The following is a 21,335-nucleotide window of genomic DNA, read 5'->3' as shown; positions in this document are numbered from 1 at the left end:
ATAATACGAATTTCGTCCATTGAATAATCCATCCTATCATAAGGAGGGAATTTAATGGCGTATAGAATCACATGTTTAATAATCATCTTAAGTCTTGTGTTTTCAATCCACGTTTCTGCAGAAGTTCCTGAAAAGGCAGCGTTTATTCGAGACCATCATCTTTGGTTAATAGAAGGTGACAAAGAAATCCAAATTACAAAAGATCAGTATGTTTATAATCCCCAGTGGTCAATTGATGGACGGTTTCTTGGCTTTTTAAAAGGGGTAGAAGATGGGTCAAATCAACATTTATATGTTTACGATTTGTTTGAAAAGGAAATCTTCCAGCCAGTATCAATGGAAGCGACTAGTTTTAAATGGTCACCAACTTCAAATGTCATTGCCTTTAAAAATCAGGGGCTATTAAACGTCACAAAAATAAAAAACGGGCGACGGGCGACCTTATGGATTTGAGAACGTTGCCCTTGGGGTTGGTTCTTATGAGTGGTACCCAGATGGACAGTCTTTTATCGTTTCATCTACGTCAGATTTACTTCCAACAGGTTGGGAACCCGTTAGGATTTATCAAGTTCCTAGCAATGCCAAGTTAGATACTACTAAAGTTAAAACAATCTATACCTTACCTGAAATGACAGAAGATTTTTTTGCAATTAATGCAGGAGATTTCAAATGGAGCTCGGATGGTGAGTGGGTCAGTTTTATGGCAACTCCGACGGCATCATGGTCAATGGATAGCAATACACTTTGTGTACTTTCCAGTGATGGAGAGGAATTTCAAATGATCACAAAGATGCTCGGATTTTATAATTGGTTTAAATGGGCGCCAAAGAAAAATCAGCTTGCCTTTATTTCCGGTGAGGGGAGATTTTTTGTTAAAAATAAAAATGCGACTGTAAAAGATGTTCCTTCGGCAAGTAAACCAACAAATTTTACGCCATCTGGTTTTGTTGACCTAGATATTGAATGGTTAACAGAAGACGAAATCATCGTTGCGCGGGCAAAGGAAAACACAGAGTGGGAGGAAGGACCAGTTCCTACGATGAATACAGCTCTCTATCTAATAAATATTAGAACAGGGGAACAAAAGCAACTGACATTTCCTAAGAAGAATGGAATCGACAAAGCACCTGAAGTATTAAATTCAACGATAACTTGGTTACGCCAAACTCCAAAAGAAAATCAGTATGATGTTTGGATGAAAACAAGTTTAAAAGGGCAAGAGCAATTGTTGCTTCAGGACGTGGATTCTTCACCTATATTTTTTATGGAATATAACTAACAATTAATGCGTCTATCCAAACTGGATTGACGTATTTTTATTATGTTTATGCAAGAAACACTTGGTGGTCGATTTGGGGAATTGCTTTTTTATGAATAAACGGCATTTATCCAAAAGGGGTTAGTACCTTTTATGTTGAACATATAGTGTTTAATGGGCGGATTAGTTGATAAGTACGAAAGACGAATTTAAAAGGAGAGAGTATGAAAGATAGTCAAATAACTAAAAGTTTTTTACTCAGAATTCCGTATTGGATAATTTTAATTTTAATGCTTTTAGGATGTTCTAATACTACTAAAAGTGTACCAGAATCCCAAGAAACGTCATTAAATCAAGAACAGCAAACATTAGATATGGAACATTACTCTGAAGAAGATCCAATAGCAACATTTAAGAAGAACAAAGATTATCGTAACTTTAAAATCACCGATTATATATTAGTGGATGATAATAAATTACCGATGTTAAAAGCAGTTATATCATTTTACGATAAAGTAGCAAACAATAGTTGTAATATTGCTTTTATTTATGGCGATACGATTCATAGAATAAACTTCTCAGTAAATGAATTAGATGGTGTAAAAACATACGAAATTGCAAATAGTAGTCGATTAGTTTATGCAGGAGATGGAGCCGTTACAACATCAATTCGAAACGTAGAAACGAATGAAATAATGGATTATAAAATAACTTTTTCATATGATGCCTCAACATCAACAACGAATTTTGAAGTGGAATCTGAGAAACAAACAAAATGAACGAGTTTGATTGTCCTAACGGAATAGAATAGTGGAAGAAGGATTTAAGGATAAAAGGACTTAGTTTGCGAAAACAATCTAAGTCCTTAAACTTTGTTTTAAAGCTAATTGCAGTGATAATAATGAAAAATAATTTTTAATAATAATGTTTGTTACAAAGAACTAACTTTTTTGAAAGTTTAGTTTTTATTAACTTGCATCATAATTTTTGTTACATATTGTTCTTTTTGATTTTTTACAAGAGTATCATACACATATTCTTCAAAAACATAATCCCCTAATGTTAAATTTAATCGTTCCATTTCTGAAAATAGCTTTTCATATGTACTGCTAATTGTATGATCTTCTCCGATATGATAACCAATTAAAAAATCGCCCTTAACAGCTTTAAAATAAGGATGGCCTTCTTTTGGGTGGGGCTGTTCAATATATAAATAAGTATATTTTGAATAGTTCCCATTTAACACATGATTTCGTTTCGTTATACCGCCTATTGGATATCCAGTATCTAAATGTGCTTCATTCAATTCTCCAATAAATTCGGATATCACCTCGACAAATTCATCATCCGTAGTGTCTTCAATGTTTCTGCTCAAATATAAAGTGGCATCAGGTAAATGTGTTAGCTCAATCTGATCGAAGGGGATTGTTAGAGATTCCTCTAATAATTCAATTTTTGTGTCAATCAGCTTTTCCTTCATTTCAATTTCCTGACGTTTTTTCACGATCTCCTCTTTTTGCAAATGCATTAATTTTAAAAAGCTTTCTGGCGATTTATTTTGTGCGTACTTTTGAATATCTTTAAGGGACATCCCAAGCTCTTTTAATAAATCAATTACATAGAATAACTCGATTTGGTTTATAGAATAATAACGATATCCTTTATCGTTTTTATAAATCGGTGAGAGTAGACCAATTTGATCATAGTAGAATAGTGTCTGTTTATTTACTCTACAAAGCTTGGCAAATTCACCGGAAGTTAAATACTTTACATTTTTTTTATTCATTTTTTACATCAACACCTTGACTATATAGTTACTATATATACTAGGATAAATACTGTTGAAAAATCAAATGTATACTTTTGTGAAGTTAAGGAGTTTGTGAAATGAAGTCTTATAATATGACATTAGGGTTATTATTAATGAATTTATTCATTGCTTTTTTAGGTATCGGGTTAGTTATACCAGTGTTGCCATCTTTAATGAATGAATTGAATATAAATGGACAGACAGTTGGTTACTTGACGGCTGCTTTCGCATTAGCACAACTAATTGTTTCCCCATTTGCAGGAAAAGCAGTCGATCGTATTGGGCGAAAAATTATGATTGTAATTGGCTTATTTGTTTTCGGTATTTCTGAATTTCTGTTTGGATTAGGAAACAATATTGAAATGCTATTTTTCTCCCGAATATTAGGAGGAATTAGTGCTGCATTTATTATGCCTGGTGTAACGGCGTATATTGCTGATATTACTAATGAAAAAACGAGACCAAAAGCCCTCGGTTACATGTCTGGTGCCATAAGTACAGGTTTTATAATAGGTCCTGGTATTGGAGGATTTTTAGCGGAATTTGGAACACGCATCCCATTCTTTTTTGCTGGGGCATTAGGTACACTAGCAGCTATTTTAACAATTATATTTATCACTGAACCAGTTCGTTCAGAGGAAACGAAAGTTGAGACTAATAAAACAAAAGCAAAGCCTGGATTCCAAAAAATATTTGAAAGAAAATATTTCACTGCATTTATTTTAATATTTATTGCATCATTTGGTTTAGCTGCATTTGAATCATTCTTTAGTTTATTTGTAGATCATAAGTTTCAATTTACCCCAAAAGATATAGCAATTGTCATTATGGGTGGAGGAATTTTTGGTGCCATTTCTCAAGTGTTATTGTTTGATCGACTTACACGAATTTGGGGAGAGATCAAACTCATACGATATAGTTTAATTTTATCTGCCATTCTCGTTTTCTTAATGACAGTTGTTCATTCCTACTTCGCTATATTACTTGTGACGTTTATTGTCTTCGTAGGCTTTGATTTATTCCGTCCAGCTGTTACAACCTACCTTTCGAATGTGGCAGGGAATGAGCAAGGATTCGTCGGTGGTATGAATTCTATGTTTACAAGTTTAGCTAATGTGAACGGGCCAATTATTGGCGGGATGTTATTCGACATTGATATAAATTATCCATATTATATTTCCGCAGTGGTACTTGTATTTGGAGTGATATTAACATTATTTTGGAAGAAACATTCAAAATCACTTAAGGATATTAGGCCATCTGTTGCAAGTTAAATAAAATAGATTGTAAAATGAGCGCAAACCGATGAGGAGTTGCGCTTTTTCTATTTAATGATTTACCAACCGTGTGTACTACCGTTTAAATTTAGGATTTTTATGATAAATTATTAAAAGAAGATTGTTAGGAGTGGATATTTTGAAAGCTGAAAAAACCTTAAGGATTTGTGAAAAGGGGCATAAGTTCTATAAAAGTAGTGATTGTCAAAGTTGCCCAACTTGTGACAAAGAACATAAACCGAATAGCGGATTTCTATCGAAATTAAGTTCACCTGCAAGAAATGCGCTACTACACGATGGGATAGACACCTTGCAAAAACTTTCAACGTATACAGAAAAAGAAATTTTAAGAATCCATGGCATGGGTCCAAAGTCAATCCCGAACTTAAAGTCCAGTTTAGAAGAAGAGGGATTAACATTTAAAGAAAATTAGTACGACAATTCACATTATGAGGTGGGTTTAGATGAAGCCAAGAATAAATATTATAACTCTTGCTGTAGAGAATTTAGAAAAATCCATTACCTTTTATAAAGATGGATTAGGTTTACCAACTGAAGGGTTAGTAGATGGTGCAGACCATGTTATTTTTGAAATGGAAGGCAATTTGTCATTAGTTTTATTTCTTCGTTCAGAGCTAGAGGAATTAAATCTGTCGAATTCAACTGAAAGGTCATCAGAAGTAATTCTGAGCAACTCTGCGGAAAGTAAAGAAGAAGTGGACTCGATTTTGAGAAATGTTACTAAATACGGTGGAACCATTCTTCCAAATCAGCCAAAGGATTATGATTGGGGTTATTCAGCACACTTTAAAGACCTTGATGGACATGTATGGGAAATTGTATATTTTAAGTAAGTAGATCACAAAAATTGATGAAAAGTATGTTTTGGTTTAATCAAAACATGCTTTTTTAATTTATTCTTTAAAGAAATTCAAAAGAATTGAAACTTTTTGAATGTGTAAGTTTACAAATAATATTATTAAAAATGTTGAAAACACTAATACTTAAACAGTAAAATAAACTGAGTTAATAGTTATTAGTAATTGAACTTTTGTAGCCTTTTAGTAAAAGGTAATTAAATTGTTAAAGGAAGTTTAAAATTGAAAATAAAAGAGTTTGCTTTAACCACTATATTTTTATCGATTATTTTATTATGTGCCCTAACACCACTTGGTTTTATACATTTAGGTGTTATAAAAGCAACGATCATTCATATCCCAATAATTATTGCTTCGATCATACTTGGACCAAAAATTGGCGCTATGTTAGGATTTGTGTTTGGGATAACGAGCATTATAACAAATACCATTGCTCCAACATTACTGTCTTTTGCTTTTTCTCCGGCCATTCCTGTATTAGGTACAAGTCAGGGAAGTTTTTGGGCATTATTTATTGCTATCGTACCAAGGGTAATGGTTGGATTGATTCCTTATTATATTTATAAAGCTTTGAAAAAAGTTTTAAAGAATACATCTAAACAAAAATTACCCTTACTTTTAACGGGCCTTTTTTCAACGTTTATACATACATTTTTAGTCATGGGTTCTATTTCTTTCCTGTTTCACGATGCATATGCAGAAGCTATTAATGCCAACAGTACGGGTGCGATTTTTACAGCAGTACTAACTGTATTTCTTACTAACGGATTAGTTGAGGCAGCCCTTGCTGCATTTCTAACGGCAATCATTGCACCGCCTTTACTTAAGCAAGCAAAAATTAAATAGTTTGAATTGCATAAATAGAAATGAAGCAAAGTTGAAAGTAACGTGAAATCTAGCAGTAGAGCACACGTTACTTTTTTAATTTTATAGGGCAAATTGGTCAATATGTTGATACTAGTAGGACAATGACTTGTCGAAAGGACTAAGTTTTATAATCTTTATGATGCAAAAGGGCAATTCACTAAAAAAACGAGATAAAATCACATAAAATATATTAAACTAGTAATCTTTTTAATTGAGAACAATTATCACTTAATGTATAGTAGATAGTAAAGCTACCTATTTTTGAAAAAGGGGATTGTACAATGCAAATTTACTGGACGAAAATAAATAAAATTATTGAGGAAAATCCTGAGGTTAAAACATATTTGCTCGACGTTCCTGAAGGCTTTACTTGGGAAGAAGGTTCACATACACACTTTGCACTAGAAGGATTCAACGCGGGAGAAAAACCAAACAAAGGCCTTGTTCGCCATATGTCAATCTCTACTTTACCTAGTGAAAATGCGATTGGGATTACGACTCGCATTAGAGAACAATGTTCTGAGTTTAAATCGATATTAAGAAATCTTGAAATTGGTAATCAAGTTGCACTATTTAAAACACATTCTAATGTACCGTTGAAAAGAGAAGACAAAAATGTTTACCTGCTGTCATCAGGTGTTGGTCTGGCAACATTTAGACCGCTTGTTCTTGAATATTTCAACCGTGCAGACAATGTGAATCAAATTCATTCGTTAAATGTGGACTCATCAAAAGATTTCTTGTTTACAGATATTTTTAAATCATCAACTGCCAAAAACTTCACTGCACAGTTCGTTGACAATCGAAATGACTACTATGAAGAAGTTAAAAAACTTGCCGCTGTTAAGGATGGAATCTTCTATATTGTTGGTAGCGACGAGTTTCTTCTTCAGAACATTGAAGTATTGCGTGAGCAAGGCATCAAACCTCATCAAATTATGCTTGATAAACGAGAAAGTCAACTGCCGAATTTTTTATCACTTGATTTATCCGTTTAATAGTTACATTACCAGCCTTTGCCAAAACATTAGCAGAGGCTTTTTGTACATTTTAAGGGTTTACTAATTTAGGTGAGAGAATATTAGGCGGAATTTTTTCCGCTATTTGTAAATTATTGCTCGTTTTCGGGTAAATAAGGGGAGTTTAGTGGCTGTCGATTAACTCATTACCGCTTTAGATAACGAACATAATATCCGCTTTTGCTTAAAGTATATAAAATATCTATATTGGTGGTATTTCCGTCTATCTTTGGTCGCAGAATTTCACTCATCGAATGAATAAGAGGAGAATTTCCCTCTAATTAGTAAAATATCCGAAAAATCGCTTAAATAGAGGGAAAAATTACCCTTATTTGCTAAAAAGAGGTGAAAATGAGGTGGTTTTCTTAAAATAAGAGGAAAATCTACTCTTATTTTTCCTAAAAAATTCCTAATTATATAGATAACGGTAAAAACTCCCGTTATTTTACTATTATTCGTTTCTCAAATTCGATCCGCTCCCGGTTTCAAACATTGTGCATTGATTCCTCTCATCAATCTACTAAAAGTTATATTTCATACTGGGCTACAAAGACTCTTCATTCGAAACTAGTTAATCGACAGTCTCGAATTTCCGCTTAAGCTAGTATACTAGGCGGATCTAACTTGATTTCACTAAGAATTTTAGCCGGTTGCATCATGCTCAAAGATAATACAATCGGCTTTTCATTACTAGTCTTTAAATTTTTAATAAAGAAGCTTTTTAAATACTCTTTCAGCAACCTCTGGAAAATCAATCATCGGGTTTCGATTGCCTTGAAGTTCTTGAATTGCCAGGTTACGGTGCTTTTCGTAGATTGAAACCGGAAAAGTTCGATGCCATTCTAGCAATAAAGAGACATCAGTAAGTTCTTTGTTAATAATGTTTGGATAACGAATGAGGAAATAAAGTGTTGCTCTAGCAACGATCCCTTTGCCGTATTCTGGCTCGAATTTATGATCTTCAGATTTGCCGCATCCGTCTTTGATTCCTAAAATTGAACCTTCAGGGAAATAATCGTCGAAATCGTAATATGGATAGTTGTTACGACTGCTATTGCAAGTCGGTTCGCAGGCAAATAGATGGTGCAAGTCTCCTCTCATCGGGTCTTTACTATCGAACCACGATTGGGGCACGACATGTTCACAGTTAAATTGTGTGTTTGATAAAATACTTACCAAACCTTTTACCTGCATTTCATGGAGCCGAATGTCATCCTCAATGACTGTGAGGGGATCCATGCGATTACCGGAATATAGACTTTTTAACGATCCGTTTTCCTGTAAATCAACCCAAGGGTACACATAACGGTGCGGGCTGTAGTTTAACTGATTCGAATGAGTTTTCTCTAACAACTTATGAAGACTTTCTAGAAGATTTGCATCCGTGAATGAAATGCCTTGATAATATTCATTTCTAAATTCAATATCTTTCTTTTCATCATAATAGGGTCTGTCATCAGTACTATGATGATAATCTGACTTAGCTGATTCCCATTCACGATAGAGCAATTCTAGTTTTTCCATTATATATTCAATACCTGTGCAGATAATTGTTCGTTGAACACTTCCGCTAAATATTCCTCAACAGTTAAGTACAACAAACCATTACCTTCTAGTTTTGGTGAGTTACCTAAAGGAATTGTTCTTTTAATTAGTTGTGCATAGAGTTCAGTCTCTGTTAGATTACGCTCAAAGTTTTTGTTGGCAATATCCTTTATAAGTGCAAGTGCGCCGGATACATGCGGGGTTGCCATTGACGTTCCGCTAAGTTTTGCATATTTTCCGTTTAAATACGTTGAAAGGATTTCTTCACCAGGTGCAACCAAGTCAATTTCATTATTCGAATTTGAAAATTCAGAGGAGCGACGTTGCAAATTAATGGATCCGACGCTGATAACTTCATTGTAGCTTCCAGGGTAAGCAAACTCATCGGAAGAACTCTGTCCATCACCCTCATTTCCTGCTGCACAAACGACGAGTACTTGGTTAGCAATTGCGTTTTGAATCGCCTGGTGCAACTCAGGTACATTGGTAGGTCCACCGAGACTCATAGAGATAATATCCACCTTTTGTTCCACTGCGTAATTAATGCCATTGATGATCCGGTCATACTTTCCGGATCCATTTTTATCAAGCACCTTCACAATTAATAAATTTGACTCAGGTGCAACTCCAACAACTCCATCACCATTATGGATGGCAGCAATTGTTCCAGCTACATGGGTACCATGGCCATTATAATCGGTATAAATATCAGGTTGTCCATTATCATCACTAGTGAAATTGCGCCCGCCGATAATACGTGTGCTTAAATCAGGATGGTTAACGTCACAGCCTGTGTCTAATATTGCAATCGTAATTCCATTCCCTTTAGATTTCTCCCAAATTTTTGGCGCTGCAATAAGCTCAATTCCTTTAGGCACTTCAGACACCGCTTCGACTACTTCATTCACTTGATACGGAAGTAAATGTAACTTCTGCTCCATTTGTATCCCTCCTGATTGAATTAAGTTTCAAGTATATTCTTGGAAGTTATTAATAGTTTAACAATTCAGAAATTATATTAACAGTTACCATAGATGGGCTACTATCGAACTATTGGAGTTTAATAGATACAAAAAGACAACCATACATGAAGAATGTATATAAAGAAAGTTAAATTGAATCTTAACAAGGGGGATACATAATGCATGGCGAATTTAATCAATATAAATAATTATGGAGGTATTTTATGAATCCTATAGTAAATCAAGTTGGTACTATTTTTATTCCCGTGAGTAATATTGAAAAAGCTCGAAAATGGTATTGTGACATATTAGGTTTACCAGCAGATGGTGAAATATTATTTGATCATTTGTATATATTACCTATGAAAGGTACGGGAATTGTATTAGATAGCAAGATTTATTCAGAGGATAATAGAATTAAAATTCCGCTTTTTCATTTAAATACGAGCGACATAGAAGAAGCATACGAGTTTATGAAGAGTAAGAATGTTGAATTAACAACAGAAATTCAGCATAATCACTGGTTTAATTTCAAAGATCCTGATGGGAACCATTTAATGGTTTGCAACTGTTAAACCAATTCGGCAAGGGGGTTTTATGAGTTGGACATATTTATACCGATTGGTATAGGATTTGTTATTAATTTAGTTGTTTTTATTGTTTGTAAAATTCTAAAACAATCGAATAATAAATCCTTACTACTATGCTTAATTTCCTTTATAGCCGTCCTTCTATCATCATTTATTATCGGATCTTGGTTGGGTATGGGTATAGGCGTTATTAGTTCAGGTATGTTAATATTCGTGATTTTGACTGTGCTTGTTATTGCATTTGTTCCTCACAACAAAGACGATTCCACATTAATTTAGGGAATCGTCTTTTTGCTGTAAGTCACGGTGCTCAATACGATAAGTGATTTTTAAAAACGGAATAGAAAAAATCCACATATGATGCTCAGCATAAAGTCTTCCTTTATCCATTTCTTTCACATGAAATGTTTCTTCTATTGGTAAGGCAAGAAGTTGCTTACTCCAAGCTAAATAGATGCCTGCATCAGACTCTCCGTTGCGCTTTTTACTTGATAATTGGAGCTCATCACCTACTTGACGTAACTCTAAAATTCCTATCATCGATGTCCATGGAAGGGGGAGAGCGATGTTCATATAGGTGCGATTTTTCGTTCGATGAGATGAATATAAAGCAATAAAAGTAACTTGATTATTTATTTTTCTTACCCATGCTCTTGGGTTACTTCTTCCATCCAAATCTGCATTTACAGTTATGATATCACCCGTCATTTCAACACGTTTGCTTGATAAAGGAAGATTAATTTGTTGGACAACGGAACTAATTAAACGATAAACAGCAGCAAATGGTTTAAACCATGTTTTCCATTGGACATTTGCATAAAGTCGATAATCAAAAGTATTTTCATAAAAGTCTCGAATCGCTGGTGCAAGCGACTCAATCTCGATATCCGGCCTATAAAATGCCATCTCATCTACTAATCCCCTATGCGAATTAATAGCTCGCTCATCCTTAATTTTAGAAAGTATCTTTTCTGCTATGATTATTGATCCTCGTATTTTACTAACTGGAAATGTCCATTTTATTGACCTTGCCGGGGGAACGTAAATAGACCAACCAATTACTCCTAATAAAGCGAAAATCACACAATTTAACATTCCATGAAACTGAAGCATAAAATCGATGCTAACCGAAAAGTCATTCGTTAAACGACCTAAAGCATATAAAAATGAGAGTAGAATTGTTACACCTAATGAACTAAATGATAATACAATTAACCATCTTTGGAATAGGCTCACAAGGGGTGCTTGTAAAGTGTAGTAGATTATCATATAGATTCCAATAATATAAAACACAACCGAAACCCACTCAATCCACACAGAAAAAGTAATCCCGATGGCTAACAGGAAAAGTGATATTAGTAAAATTCCTGCAGCGAAAGGGTAAAACCGAGGCTTATAAATTCTACCAAGCAATCCAACAAAGACAGGCAATAAAAAAGCAGCATAATGAAAATGGATCGCAGTCAACCAAGTAATCATCGGTGAAAATCCTGTATCGATGTTGGTTATATAGGCGAAGTACCACATACCGCCTATGGATAAGCTTATAAAAGCTGCATCTATTGAGAATTCCTCAAAATGTACAAATCCTCTTGTTAAAAAACGGCTAATTCCATAGGCAGCAACCACACAAGTAAATAGCAAATAGATAGCTGCAAATAAAACATCCCATTCTGACTGATCAGTTATATGTAAAATGACGACAGAAATGAAAGCTGGAATGGTAAAAACAGCGTAATAACGGCTGAACCAACTATCCTTTTTCAAAATGAGTTGCAACATGAGAGGAACATAAACGACCTGTGCCACTGTTAGCAATAAAAGGTAAGGCGGATCTTGTCCAAAAATAACTGCGATTAAAAACAAAATAATCGATATAAACGTCCATTTATTCCATATCATCTAGGTTGAACTCTCCTTCGTAGGCGAAAATCAGACCGATTAATGGATTTCTAACATCAACGGATATTTGAATAACGTCTTTTTCTTCGCAGTATTTTTCTGTGACAGTCGCTAAACCTTGAAAAATTTTCGGTAAGGGAATCTCTACTTTTCCTAGGACCAATCGTTGTTTTCTTGATTCGATTTTCAAATCTCCCGTAGACGAAACGATAAATGCTAAATCGGAATAGAGTGGACTTGGCTCACCTAAATAATCTTTAATCAAGTTGCGTTTGGAATCGAAACTCATCAGTGCATTAAAATATCTCTTCTTTTTTCCAAAATAAAAGGTTCTTTCCCAATGGATTTGTTCCTCGCCATTTGGACCAATTAAAGGCGTATTCGTAATAGTAAAAGGGATGTTCGTTCCGTGTTCAGGGAATAGCAACTTACATTTTGTCCCGAGTAAAAAGATGGGATAAAGAATCTTTGGGCCCCTTTGAATCTTTTTCATCGTTCCTTTTGCAATAAATGGAGCGCCATTTGAAAATGCATACCTTTTTTGTAATTTAGGATGCAATTTATTAAATTGTGAACCTAGTATTTTTTTATAAATCGACATGTTCTCATCTCTTTCTCTTACATGAACTTGCGGTTGGTAGGTCTTTCGTTAAGACGAAACCGGCGATGGATAAAACGAAAAGACTTAAATTAAACGTTAAAGGATTAAACGGTTGAGTCAAAGTACTTGGATCTGCCATGATCGCTGTTATGGTTAGAAGAGGGAATATAATGATCTGTAAACGAAATAAAACTCGTTTATTTCTATACAACAGAAATAATACACCGAGTATAATTTCACTGATTCCAGCAAACATCACAATCCAATAAGCTACATCATATGAAAGGGGCACTACATTAGTTAACATGAAAACTTCATCTGGATGTTTAAAAATAAGTTTCGGTATCAGCCCATGATAAATCCAAACAAAGCTAACTAGAAAAGTGATCATCCAGCCTAGAAAGAAACGAACATATTGAGAGAAAGGAGTTTCTTCTTTTTCAATCCATCTTTTTAACACATCGAAACTTAGTGCCGTTCCCCATCCTATAAGAGGGCGGAAAATCAGTCGATCTACCATTTGACCAAATTTGCCAAAATTCACATCATAATCATATTGAGTTAAAAAGGTAATGGAGTTATCGTTTGGCAGGTACTTCCAATAACCTCTACCTTCCTTAATAGGGGATAGGACATCATCTGTTCCAAAATGTAATGACGAGGTTCTCTCACCATTTTTTCCGTCATGACTCCCTATCGTAATTCCCCAACCTTCAATGGACTTTCCGAATACAAGAGTTCGTTTATATGAGAAATGCTGAGGATTATTTCCTTTTTTCGGCAAATAGGTAATAGAAGAAAAGCGAAGATCCCACTTTTCATGCAAGTTTGGTGTTTGAGTCGCTGTCCATAACTTGTCCATTTCAGTATTAATATCGATTTCAACATAAACAGGTTTACTCTCCATACAACAAACCACCTTTCATCTGGCGTAGATACATAAACTTCCAAGTATTGTATAGTTAGTATAGCATGAAGTTATTAATGAAATTTTTTAAATTTCCTTTTTTAAGTTAGTAGTTTTTGAGGTATACATGAGGAAAGTAATCGCTAGGTGGAAATTGCAATGAATCTGTAAAAAAAGCAGCTGATTTTGTGACAAAAAAGTCGAGCGAAGAAGGAATTTCAGCTATGCATTAGAAATGCTATAAATCATTTAAACTATGGAGGGGTTAAGTTATGTATGAGTTGTTCTTATATAATTGGCAAATACGAGATGAATGGTTCAAATGGTGTGAAAGTTTACCTGTGGAAGAATTAAATAAAAAGCGTGTTGGTGGAATGGGGAGTTTCCTCCATACTTTGTATCATGTAATTGATTGTGAACAAATTTGGGTAAATCAAATGATGAAAGAACCTGTCATTCAAAGAAATATGCAAGAGGTAAATACACTTAGCGAAGTAATTGATTATTCAAACGAAATAAAAGAAAAAACACGACTATTTTTACTAGAATTCAGAAATAAAGAAAATGCTAAGGACCAAGTATTGAAAATAAACCGGAAGGAAAAAGAACCATATCGATTCCCTTACGAAAAAGTTCTTCTTCATATATGTATGCATGAAGTGCATCATATCGGACAATTATCGATTTGGGCAAGAGAACTTAATAGAAAACCAGTGTCGTCGGACATTTTGTTTAGAAACATAGATTCAGATTTTTTCTTATAAATTTCTAAAATATTGACCTAATGTAAATATAATGAAACTTTTTGTGTACCGTTTCGTAAAAATACTCTAAAGGAAAATGAGTATCGGATCTGAAATTGAATACCTGTTATGTACTGAATGTGGATATATCATTGAAGGGTATGTTAAAAAGCCCGGGAGATTTAAAGGTACGCTTTATTAAATATTTATAAGAAATGATAAATTAACTCAAAAGAAAAGTCAGAGTTTGCTTTGCGACAAGGCATTCACTGGCTTTTTTTAGTTTTTCTAATATAACGTTAAATAATTTGTATTTAGCGAACCTATGAAAAAATTGCATAGTTTAAATTCCTATTATTCATTTTACTAATGAGTGTATGAAATGTATACTAAATGTGAACAAAAAGTTAATTTTTTTCGACAATCATGAAAGCGGTTAAATTAATACTTGCACTTCTGAATGTTCTAATTTTTTAGTAATTTTAAGTTCGTTGTATTAGTATTTTATGAACTATCATTTACCAATATCTCGAATTCAAGAATTATTAATTCAAAATAATATAAAATACTAAGATAATATTTTCTATCCGCTTATTTGAAAAAGATTAACTTAGATAAAGTTCTAGTTGGAAGGGGGACAAAAATAAGACCAATTCAAAAATTTTAGCTTCACAAATCTATATTAGGATAATAGTTTTTTGCTAAATATCCTTCACATCAAGAGAATACGAGGTAAATTCACAATGGATATTTTAGGTATTTTAGGGATTTTATTAGGTATAGTAACAGTCATTCTCTTTATCGTTAAAAAGTTCAATATTATAGTTGCAGCACCTATTGCAACGATTGTACTACTACTGTTTAACGACGTACCAATACTTGAATCAGTGTTTGGTAAAGAGAATTCTTATATGACATACCTTGCTGGGTTTGTTGCAGGGAACTTTGCTATCTTCTTATTAGGTTCTATTTTAGCGAAATATATGGATATGGGTGGCGCAACAGTTTCAATTGCCAATAAAATTTTGTCAATTGTAGGTACGAAAAACCCATATAACGCGTTAGTTGCATTATTTATCATTTCTGCAATTCTAACTTACGGTGGTATTAATGTTTTCGTTATTATTTTCGCGTTAGTTCCAATGGCGAAACCAATTTTCCAAAAGTTAAACATTTCATGGAAATTAGTAATTATTCCAATCTTCGGTGGTACGTCTACGTTTACAATGACGATGTTACCAGGTGCACCATCAATGCATAACATTGTTCCATCAAATGCATTAGGTACTTCCTTAACTGCTGGTGCATTAATCGGTATCGTTACAACAATTGCAGCGATCATTTTCATTCTAGTATTCATGAAGATTGTATTAAACCGTAGCTTAGCTAAAAATGAAGTGTTTGAAGATCGATTTGTAGAGGCGGAAGCAGCGAAGGAAGAAAAACGTGATCTTCCAGGTTTCTTTATCAGTTTCTTACCAATCTTAGTATTATTAGCTACAATCTTAATCTTCAGTGATGTAGCTTATATCATTTACATTGCGTTAATCATTGCAATAATATTAAGTGCAATTTTCTTCCGCAAGCAAATCAAAGATCAGAAAGATTTACTTAGCCAAGGTGCAAATGAATCAGTTGGTTCAACAATTACAACTGGTAGTACAATCGCATTTGGTAGTATCGCGACTGGTGTACCAGCATTCCAAGGCATTTTCTCATTAATTCAATCGATTCCAGGACCGCCAGTTCTATCATTAATGGTGGGTACAGGTTTAATCGGTGGTATTACAGCATCTGCTGTAGGAGCAATCGGTATTTCGATCGCTAACTTCGTTCCATCTTATTTAGAATTAGGCTTAGATCCAGAAACAATTCATCGTGCAGTTGCAATCGGATCTGTTTCACTTTCAATCGTTCCTTATTCAGGATTCTTATTAATTTTCAACCGAATTACTGGTTTAACAATGAAAGAATCATTTAAAAATGGTTTCATTGCTGTCTGTGTAACTCACTGGGTAGCAATGGCGATTGTTGTAATCATGGCGATTATGGGACTAGCTTAATAACAAATTGTTGCAACAATATATGGCATCAAACTTTCATCTAAAGTTTTTAATGTAATAGATTTTAGTATTTCAAAATAACATATATACAATATTGGAGGAATTTATCATGGGTAAAAAAATCGGATTTATCGGACTAGGAACAATGGGCTTCCCAATGGCAGCAAACCTTAAAAAAGCTGGATTTGAAGTAATCGGTTTTGACGCTTGGAAAGGTGTTTACGAAAAAGCGGAAGCTGCAGGATTTACAATGGTAGATACAGTGAAAGAAGTTGCAGAATTAGCTGACGAAGCAGTGATCTCAATGGTTCGTGACTATGCACAAAACGTTGACGTTATTTTTGGCGAAAACGGTATCCTTTCTGCACAAAACACTGACGGTAAAACAGTAATCGTTATGAGTACACTTTCTCCAGATGCAATGAACGAATTAGGTGCTCGTGTTGAATCTGAAAGTGGATTAAAATTAATCAGTGCTGCAGTTTCTGGTGGTGCATCAGGTGCTGCGGCTGGTACATTATCTATCATGACTTCAGGTGCAGAGGAAATCGTTAAAGGCTTTACTCCATACTTCGATGCTATGGGTTCAAACACATTCTACTATGGTGCTGAAGCAGGTAACAGCCAAGTTGCTAAATTAGTAAACAACATGATCTTAGGTATTAACATGAATGCTGTTGCAGAAGGTTTAAAATTAGGAGCTCATTACGGATTACCACAAGAAGAAATTATTAAATTATTACATGTAAGTACTGGTGATAGCTGGGTAGCAAGAAACTGGAGCGATGTTTCTGAGTGGACTGCAGACACAGCATTAGCAGTATTACAAAAAGACTTAAAAGCTACTTATGAAGAAAGCATTAAACACAACTTAGAAATGCCATTTAATGCACTATCTTCAATTCAATTATTCCATTCAATGGGTAAAGAGAAAAAGTAATTAGAAAATTTATTGTTTGACATACAAAAGAAAGTGTTCTGTGTAATACAGAATGCTTTTCTTTTTTATTTTGCAACCATTTACATGAGTGTTATGAACGGATGGATTATAATATATATGTACATTTCATTGAATGGAGATTACATAAATGGATATTAGACACCTTACATACTTTATCGAAGTAGCGAAATATAAAAGTTTTACAAAAGCATCAAAATCACTTCACCTATCACAATCTACATTAAGTAAAGCTGTCCGTAGTTTGGAAGAAGAATTGAATATAGAACTGATTGACCGTTCTGCCAAAAATATTGAATTAACAGAAGCAGGGGAAATTGTGTTAGCTGAAGGCGAAATAATTATGGAGTCACTCGATGATTTATCTTCAAACCTCTATGATTTAATGAGCTTAAAAAAGGGTAAGATAAAAATTGGTATTCCCCCAATCATCGGCTTTTTATTTTTCCCCAAAATTATTAAAGGTTTTAATAACCTTTATCCTGATATTAAAATTAAACTATATGAAGAGGATTCTAGAAAAACGAAGGAACTTGTTAGTGATGGCCAATTAGATCTTGCTGTAGTTATGCTACCAGTGGATGAAAAGGAATTTAATGTTGTTCCGTTTGTAGATGGAGAATTGTCGCTCTTCGTAAATACTTCCCACCCGTTAGCGCAAAGGGATACAGTTGAAATGAAAGAATTAGTAAATGAAACATTTATTCTTTTTAAAAAAGAATTTGCCATTCATGACATCGTTATTCAAGAGTGTCTACGAGCTGGTTTTCGTCCGGAAATTGCTTACGAAAGTTCCCAGTGGGACATGATTCGAGGAATGATTAGTGAAAATTTAGGTATTTCGATTTTCCCAAAACCCATTGAAAATTTAGTGGATCCAAATTTAATTAAATCCATTAGAATCGTTAATCCAAAATTCCCGTGGCTTTTAGGTTTAATATCAAAAAAGCAGAAACATACTTCACCTGCTGTTCGTGAATTTATTGAGTATACTTCAACTCAAATGAGCTCTTTAGGAAGGTAACTCAGGTAGTACTTTAATATTAACATCATCAATATAATGAGCATTAATCCTAGAAGGATTGATGCTTATTTTTGTTGAACTTAATATATGAACAATTTAGTTTCGGACGAAGAATGGGGAGGTATGAAAGATGTTAAATCGTGTCATAGAACAATTTGGATTGAAGATGAAATCTATGGATGAAGTTGAAGATTCACATAGTTCAACAGTTTACAAATGTCAGTTGCACAAAGGTGAGAATGTCTTTGTGAAAATCCCGTATACAAAATTGAAATATCAACGAGAACTCGAATCCTATGAAATTTTAAAAGGGAATGTGGCAATACCAGAACTGTTGGATTATTGGAATGGAGATGAAGAGTGTCCAGGTGCATTTTTACTTTCAGAATTAAAAGGCCAACCGCTAACAACGAACGTTTCTACAACAGTAGCATATGAAGTAGGTATCCTACATGCCTCGATGCATGCCGTTCAACTACCTGCTACGAAAAAGTTAACTGGTATAAAAAATGAATTTGACAACTGGTCAAGTTTTATTGGAAAACAATTTTACAGTTTTGCTGAAGATGTAAAAGATGTTTTGGATCCACAACTGTACAAACAGTCGATTGAAAAATTTGAAAGAATGAAAGAACAACTTCCGCCTCCAGATGGCCCGGGCTTTGTGCATATGGATTTTCGTCCAGCAAATATTATTGTAACTGACGATAGAGTATCGGGTGTTATTGATTTTGAAAGCGTACGTTTCGGTTCAACAGAATTGGACTACACAAAATTGTATCGTGATTTCTTAAGCTATGATTCAACTTTGTATAAGGCATACAAAGAAGGGTATGAGAGTATACGCCCTTTAATCGATTTAGAGGTTGTGTTACCTTTTTATCGGTTCTACGATGCATTTTGTAGTATCGGTTGGTGCAAACGGCGCGGAATTGAAAAAAATGCTAAATTTCTTGAAGAAAATTTAGCTAGACTTAAAGAAATCCTAATACTTAGTTGAAATGAAAGAAGTTGCAGAAGAGATGGAGAGAATAAAAACTAGTAAAACCGAGGAGTAATTTATGGAAGAGCACAACAAGTTACAACCAATTGAAGCAGGTTATCAATTTCTCAATAAATACTTCCCAAGTTGTCAAGGAGCTCTATTAGCAGGAAGTGTTGTACGCGGTGTAGCAACTGATACATCTGACCTTGATATTGTTATTTTTGATAATAGTGTCCCTTCATCTTACCGTGAATCACTCATTGATTTTGGATGGCCTATTGAAGTCTTTGTACATAATCTTACTTCATATAAACAGTTTTTTGATCACGATGTTCAAAGAGCAAGACCTTCTTTGCCAAGAATGGTTGCGGAAGGAATTATTCTAAAAGATGATGGAATTGTTGATTGTATTAAAAAAGAAGCGATTAAAATTTTAGAAGAGGGACCAGAAGAATGGTCAAAAGAAACGATAAAGGTTAAGCGCTATTTTATTACGGATGTGTTGGATGATTTTATAGGTTGTACCAAACGAGAAGAAGAAATATTTATTGCTAATACTCTAGCAGAACTTGTAAGTGAATTCGTATTAAGGACAAATCGTCAATGGATTGGTACATCAAAGTGGATAGTACGTTCTTTAAAACAATATGACGAACAATTTGCTAAACAATATGTTGATACTTTTGAATTGTTTTATAAATTCAGTGCCAAAAAACAAGTGATCCAACTTGTAGACGAAGTTTTACAACCTTATGGTGGACGATTATTTCACGGTTTTTCATTAGGAAAAAGTGAATAAATAAGTAATAAGAATTGAGGTAAATTAATGTTCTTCATTCAAATGTCTGGTTTCCCCGGTTCGGGAAAATCTACACTTGCTCAGGAAATCGCAAAGAGAATTGGTGCAATTATTGTTGATCATGATATTTCGAAAACTACCTTATTGGAATCTACAGAGCAATTAGAAATAGATATTGAATTAGAGCTGACTGGTAAAATATCTTACAATATTGACTGGTCATTAATTGAATTTTACTTATCTCACAATCACAATGTCATTTTTGATTGTCCTTGCTTATATGAGGAGATGGTTCAAAAAGGAACAAATCTAGCATTAAAATATAATGTGAAATATAAATATGTTGAATGCTATTTAAATGATTTTGACGAGATAAATTATCGTTTAAGAAATCGTAATCGTAAAATTAGTCAAATAAAAGAAGTAAAATCAATTGAAGATTTTAGATATACGATTGAAAATAGTAAAAAACCAAATAATTATAAATGTTTAAAAGTTGATACTAGCAAACCTTTAGATAGTTACATTCAAGAGGTTTTAAATTATATAGAGGAATAGGATCTCTCATTAGATAAAAAGTCATTCTCTCAAAAGTGAAGAGAATGACTGGAGTGATCTGATTTATTAAAGTTTTGCCCAACGTTCCTCTAACCATTGCAAAAATTGTGCACCTTTGTCACCTTCGTATGCATCATATACATCTAAACGCATTCGTTTTAGTTTATCGGCAAATTCCGCAACTGAGTGGTCCTTTGGTAAGCTTTTTTTCACACGTAGAAAAATCTTGTCTGTCCCTTTAATAATATCAAAACGAGCGGGTAACGGCTTTTCCACGTCTTCGCCAAAAGCTACTAGCGAATCATAGGCTGCCAATTGTACCTTATAAACGGTATCATTTTGCATGCGATTTTTAAGTAAGTCTATGACTTTCTCGTTTTTATATTTCGATAATTCTTCAACTGCGTCTAAACGATTTCGCCAGCTTGATGTATAATTCGCCTGTTTTTTTAATGCTTCGTAGTTTTCAGGTAAATCTGTTTTAAATTGTTTCAAGTAATTGCACCTCTTTATTAAACTAAAGGAAAATTGAATTCTTCATTTGTTTGCTTATTATACGATGTATAGTTTGAAAAAGCGAAGAATTACT

Annotated in this window: 24 protein-coding genes; 17 read left to right on the top strand and 7 right to left on the bottom strand. The window is 33.9% G+C overall.

Annotated features, from left to right (window positions below; genetic code table 11):
* The first annotated feature begins 54 nt into the window (after positions 1–54).
* From CRO45_RS20395 to CRO45_RS15610, 3 genes are all read left to right on the top strand, one after another.
* The gene (locus CRO45_RS20395; protein WP_328588642.1) at positions 55–453 is read left to right on the top strand and encodes a TolB family protein; all 399 of its coding nucleotides are present in this window, start codon (positions 55–57) and stop codon (positions 451–453) included.
* A 247-nt stretch (positions 454–700) separates the two neighbouring features.
* Positions 701–1,279, top strand: a complete 579-nt coding sequence (locus tag CRO45_RS20390) for a hypothetical protein (RefSeq protein WP_328588641.1) — start codon at positions 701–703, stop codon at positions 1,277–1,279.
* A gap of 203 nt (positions 1,280–1,482) precedes the next feature.
* The gene (locus tag CRO45_RS15610; protein ID WP_097150561.1) at positions 1,483–2,037 is read left to right on the top strand and encodes a hypothetical protein; all 555 of its coding nucleotides are present in this window, start codon (positions 1,483–1,485) and stop codon (positions 2,035–2,037) included.
* Positions 2,038–2,216: 179 nt separating this feature from the next.
* Here the strand turns inward: CRO45_RS15610 and CRO45_RS15605 are convergent, their stop codons facing one another.
* Positions 2,217–3,044 carry a MerR family transcriptional regulator gene (locus tag CRO45_RS15605; RefSeq protein WP_097150560.1) on the bottom strand — a complete coding sequence of 276 codons (828 nt, stop codon included), beginning with the start codon at positions 3,042–3,044 and terminating at the stop codon, positions 2,217–2,219.
* A gap of 101 nt (positions 3,045–3,145) precedes the next feature.
* On the opposite strand from CRO45_RS15605, the gene norA reads away from it, so the two are divergent.
* The 5 genes from norA to CRO45_RS15580 all read left to right on the top strand — a co-directional run bounded on the left by norA (position 3,146) and on the right by CRO45_RS15580 (position 7,088).
* Positions 3,146–4,342 (top strand): multidrug efflux MFS transporter NorA, encoded by a 1,197-nt coding sequence (gene norA / locus CRO45_RS15600; protein WP_097150559.1) that lies wholly within the window; start codon positions 3,146–3,148, stop codon positions 4,340–4,342.
* Between the two features lie 142 nt (positions 4,343–4,484).
* Positions 4,485–4,778 (top strand): RNA polymerase alpha subunit C-terminal domain-containing protein, encoded by a 294-nt coding sequence (locus CRO45_RS15595; RefSeq protein ID WP_097150558.1) that lies wholly within the window; start codon positions 4,485–4,487, stop codon positions 4,776–4,778.
* A gap of 31 nt (positions 4,779–4,809) precedes the next feature.
* Positions 4,810–5,199, top strand: a complete 390-nt coding sequence (locus CRO45_RS15590; RefSeq protein WP_097150557.1) for a VOC family protein — start codon at positions 4,810–4,812, stop codon at positions 5,197–5,199.
* Between the two features lie 246 nt (positions 5,200–5,445).
* Positions 5,446–6,069, top strand: a complete 624-nt coding sequence (locus CRO45_RS15585; RefSeq protein WP_097150556.1) for an ECF transporter S component — start codon at positions 5,446–5,448, stop codon at positions 6,067–6,069.
* 302 nt (positions 6,070–6,371) lie between these two features.
* Entirely contained in the window at positions 6,372–7,088 is a 717-nt protein-coding gene (locus tag CRO45_RS15580; RefSeq protein ID WP_097150555.1) for a ferredoxin reductase domain-containing protein, read from the top strand.
* 726 nt (positions 7,089–7,814) lie between these two features.
* On the opposite strand, the gene CRO45_RS15575 is transcribed toward CRO45_RS15580, so the two are convergent.
* Positions 7,815–8,633, bottom strand: a complete 819-nt coding sequence (locus CRO45_RS15575; protein ID WP_170949516.1) for an endonuclease I family protein — start codon at positions 8,631–8,633, stop codon at positions 7,815–7,817.
* Positions 8,633–9,595 (bottom strand): S8 family peptidase, encoded by a 963-nt coding sequence (locus CRO45_RS15570; RefSeq protein ID WP_097150553.1) that lies wholly within the window; start codon positions 9,593–9,595, stop codon positions 8,633–8,635. The genes CRO45_RS15575 and CRO45_RS15570 overlap by 1 nt, the downstream gene beginning before the upstream one ends.
* 245 nt (positions 9,596–9,840) lie before the next feature.
* Here CRO45_RS15570 and CRO45_RS15565 point away from each other — a divergent pair, with 245 nt between their 5' ends.
* Complete coding sequence (locus tag CRO45_RS15565; RefSeq protein ID WP_097150552.1) at positions 9,841–10,191, top strand: VOC family protein; 351 nt, start codon at positions 9,841–9,843, stop codon at positions 10,189–10,191.
* Between the two features lie 27 nt (positions 10,192–10,218).
* Positions 10,219–10,485 carry a YesK family protein gene (locus tag CRO45_RS15560; RefSeq protein ID WP_097150551.1) on the top strand — a complete coding sequence of 89 codons (267 nt, stop codon included), beginning with the start codon at positions 10,219–10,221 and terminating at the stop codon, positions 10,483–10,485.
* Here the strand turns inward: CRO45_RS15560 and CRO45_RS15555 are convergent.
* Genes CRO45_RS15555 through CRO45_RS15545 form a run of 3 tightly spaced genes read right to left on the bottom strand, consistent with a single transcriptional unit; the run spans position 10,477 to position 13,616 of the window.
* Entirely contained in the window at positions 10,477–12,108 is a 1,632-nt protein-coding gene (locus CRO45_RS15555; protein ID WP_097150550.1) for a YndJ family protein, read from the bottom strand. The genes CRO45_RS15560 and CRO45_RS15555 overlap by 9 nt on opposite strands.
* Positions 12,095–12,709, bottom strand: coding sequence for a DUF4166 domain-containing protein (locus tag CRO45_RS15550; protein WP_097150549.1), 615 nt, complete (start codon positions 12,707–12,709; stop codon positions 12,095–12,097). The genes CRO45_RS15555 and CRO45_RS15550 overlap by 14 nt, the downstream gene beginning before the upstream one ends.
* A 4-nt stretch (positions 12,710–12,713) precedes the next feature.
* On the bottom strand, positions 12,714–13,616 hold the full coding sequence (locus tag CRO45_RS15545; protein ID WP_097150548.1) for a DoxX-like family protein: 903 nt from the start codon (positions 13,614–13,616) through the stop codon (positions 12,714–12,716).
* 272 nt (positions 13,617–13,888) lie between these two features.
* Here CRO45_RS15545 and CRO45_RS15540 point away from each other — a divergent pair, with 272 nt between their 5' ends.
* The 7 genes from CRO45_RS15540 to CRO45_RS15505 all read left to right on the top strand — a co-directional run bounded on the left by CRO45_RS15540 (position 13,889) and on the right by CRO45_RS15505 (position 20,746).
* Positions 13,889–14,380 (top strand): DinB family protein, encoded by a 492-nt coding sequence (locus tag CRO45_RS15540; protein ID WP_097150547.1) that lies wholly within the window; start codon positions 13,889–13,891, stop codon positions 14,378–14,380.
* A 722-nt stretch (positions 14,381–15,102) separates the two neighbouring features.
* A complete protein-coding gene (locus CRO45_RS15530; protein ID WP_097150546.1) occupies positions 15,103–16,422 on the top strand; it encodes a GntP family permease in 1,320 nt (439 codons plus the stop codon).
* A 109-nt stretch (positions 16,423–16,531) separates the two neighbouring features.
* The gene (locus CRO45_RS15525; RefSeq protein ID WP_097150545.1) at positions 16,532–17,362 is read left to right on the top strand and encodes an NAD(P)-dependent oxidoreductase; all 831 of its coding nucleotides are present in this window, start codon (positions 16,532–16,534) and stop codon (positions 17,360–17,362) included.
* Between the two features lie 148 nt (positions 17,363–17,510).
* Positions 17,511–18,404 carry a LysR family transcriptional regulator gene (locus CRO45_RS15520; RefSeq protein ID WP_097150544.1) on the top strand — a complete coding sequence of 298 codons (894 nt, stop codon included), beginning with the start codon at positions 17,511–17,513 and terminating at the stop codon, positions 18,402–18,404.
* Between the two features lie 130 nt (positions 18,405–18,534).
* Positions 18,535–19,404, top strand: coding sequence for a phosphotransferase family protein (locus CRO45_RS15515; RefSeq protein ID WP_097150543.1), 870 nt, complete (start codon positions 18,535–18,537; stop codon positions 19,402–19,404).
* A gap of 61 nt (positions 19,405–19,465) precedes the next feature.
* Positions 19,466–20,188 carry a nucleotidyltransferase domain-containing protein gene (locus tag CRO45_RS15510; RefSeq protein WP_097150542.1) on the top strand — a complete coding sequence of 241 codons (723 nt, stop codon included), beginning with the start codon at positions 19,466–19,468 and terminating at the stop codon, positions 20,186–20,188.
* Between the two features lie 27 nt (positions 20,189–20,215).
* On the top strand, positions 20,216–20,746 hold the full coding sequence (locus tag CRO45_RS15505) for an AAA family ATPase (protein WP_097150541.1): 531 nt from the start codon (positions 20,216–20,218) through the stop codon (positions 20,744–20,746).
* A 66-nt stretch (positions 20,747–20,812) separates the two neighbouring features.
* Here the strand turns inward: CRO45_RS15505 and CRO45_RS15500 are convergent, their stop codons facing one another.
* Positions 20,813–21,241 (bottom strand): HEAT repeat domain-containing protein, encoded by a 429-nt coding sequence (locus CRO45_RS15500; protein ID WP_097150540.1) that lies wholly within the window; start codon positions 21,239–21,241, stop codon positions 20,813–20,815.
* Positions 21,242–21,335 lie beyond the last annotated feature (94 nt).

The sequence above is a fragment of the Ureibacillus acetophenoni genome, from assembly GCF_900220965.1.
Taxonomy (GTDB): domain Bacteria; phylum Bacillota; class Bacilli; order Bacillales_A; family Planococcaceae; genus Ureibacillus; species Ureibacillus acetophenoni.
Note: the sequence above shows the minus strand (reverse complement) of the source record. Positions and strands in the feature narration are given on the sequence as shown.

Excerpts from the sequence above, each read along its gene's own strand:
- CRO45_RS20395 (WP_328588642.1), top strand. The coding sequence starts at position 55 with ATGGCGTATAGAATCACATGTTTAATAATCATCTTAAGTCTTGTGTTT.
- CRO45_RS20390 (WP_328588641.1), top strand. The coding sequence starts at position 701 with ATGGCAACTCCGACGGCATCATGGTCAATGGATAGCAATACACTTTGT.
- CRO45_RS15610 (WP_097150561.1), top strand. The coding sequence starts at position 1,483 with ATGAAAGATAGTCAAATAACTAAAAGTTTTTTACTCAGAATTCCGTAT.
- CRO45_RS15605 (WP_097150560.1), bottom strand. The coding sequence starts at position 3,044 with ATGAATAAAAAAAATGTAAAGTATTTAACTTCCGGTGAATTTGCCAAG.
- norA (WP_097150559.1), top strand. The coding sequence starts at position 3,146 with ATGAAGTCTTATAATATGACATTAGGGTTATTATTAATGAATTTATTC.
- CRO45_RS15590 (WP_097150557.1), top strand. The coding sequence starts at position 4,810 with ATGAAGCCAAGAATAAATATTATAACTCTTGCTGTAGAGAATTTAGAA.
- CRO45_RS15580 (WP_097150555.1), top strand. The coding sequence starts at position 6,372 with ATGCAAATTTACTGGACGAAAATAAATAAAATTATTGAGGAAAATCCT.
- CRO45_RS15575 (WP_170949516.1), bottom strand. The coding sequence starts at position 8,633 with ATGGAAAAACTAGAATTGCTCTATCGTGAATGGGAATCAGCTAAGTCA.
- CRO45_RS15570 (WP_097150553.1), bottom strand. The coding sequence starts at position 9,595 with ATGGAGCAGAAGTTACATTTACTTCCGTATCAAGTGAATGAAGTAGTC.
- CRO45_RS15565 (WP_097150552.1), top strand. The coding sequence starts at position 9,841 with ATGAATCCTATAGTAAATCAAGTTGGTACTATTTTTATTCCCGTGAGT.
- CRO45_RS15555 (WP_097150550.1), bottom strand. The coding sequence starts at position 12,108 with ATGATATGGAATAAATGGACGTTTATATCGATTATTTTGTTTTTAATC.
- CRO45_RS15550 (WP_097150549.1), bottom strand. The coding sequence starts at position 12,709 with ATGTCGATTTATAAAAAAATACTAGGTTCACAATTTAATAAATTGCAT.
- CRO45_RS15545 (WP_097150548.1), bottom strand. The coding sequence starts at position 13,616 with ATGGAGAGTAAACCTGTTTATGTTGAAATCGATATTAATACTGAAATG.
- CRO45_RS15540 (WP_097150547.1), top strand. The coding sequence starts at position 13,889 with ATGTATGAGTTGTTCTTATATAATTGGCAAATACGAGATGAATGGTTC.
- CRO45_RS15530 (WP_097150546.1), top strand. The coding sequence starts at position 15,103 with ATGGATATTTTAGGTATTTTAGGGATTTTATTAGGTATAGTAACAGTC.
- CRO45_RS15525 (WP_097150545.1), top strand. The coding sequence starts at position 16,532 with ATGGGTAAAAAAATCGGATTTATCGGACTAGGAACAATGGGCTTCCCA.
- CRO45_RS15520 (WP_097150544.1), top strand. The coding sequence starts at position 17,511 with ATGGATATTAGACACCTTACATACTTTATCGAAGTAGCGAAATATAAA.
- CRO45_RS15515 (WP_097150543.1), top strand. The coding sequence starts at position 18,535 with ATGTTAAATCGTGTCATAGAACAATTTGGATTGAAGATGAAATCTATG.
- CRO45_RS15510 (WP_097150542.1), top strand. The coding sequence starts at position 19,466 with ATGGAAGAGCACAACAAGTTACAACCAATTGAAGCAGGTTATCAATTT.
- CRO45_RS15505 (WP_097150541.1), top strand. The coding sequence starts at position 20,216 with ATGTTCTTCATTCAAATGTCTGGTTTCCCCGGTTCGGGAAAATCTACA.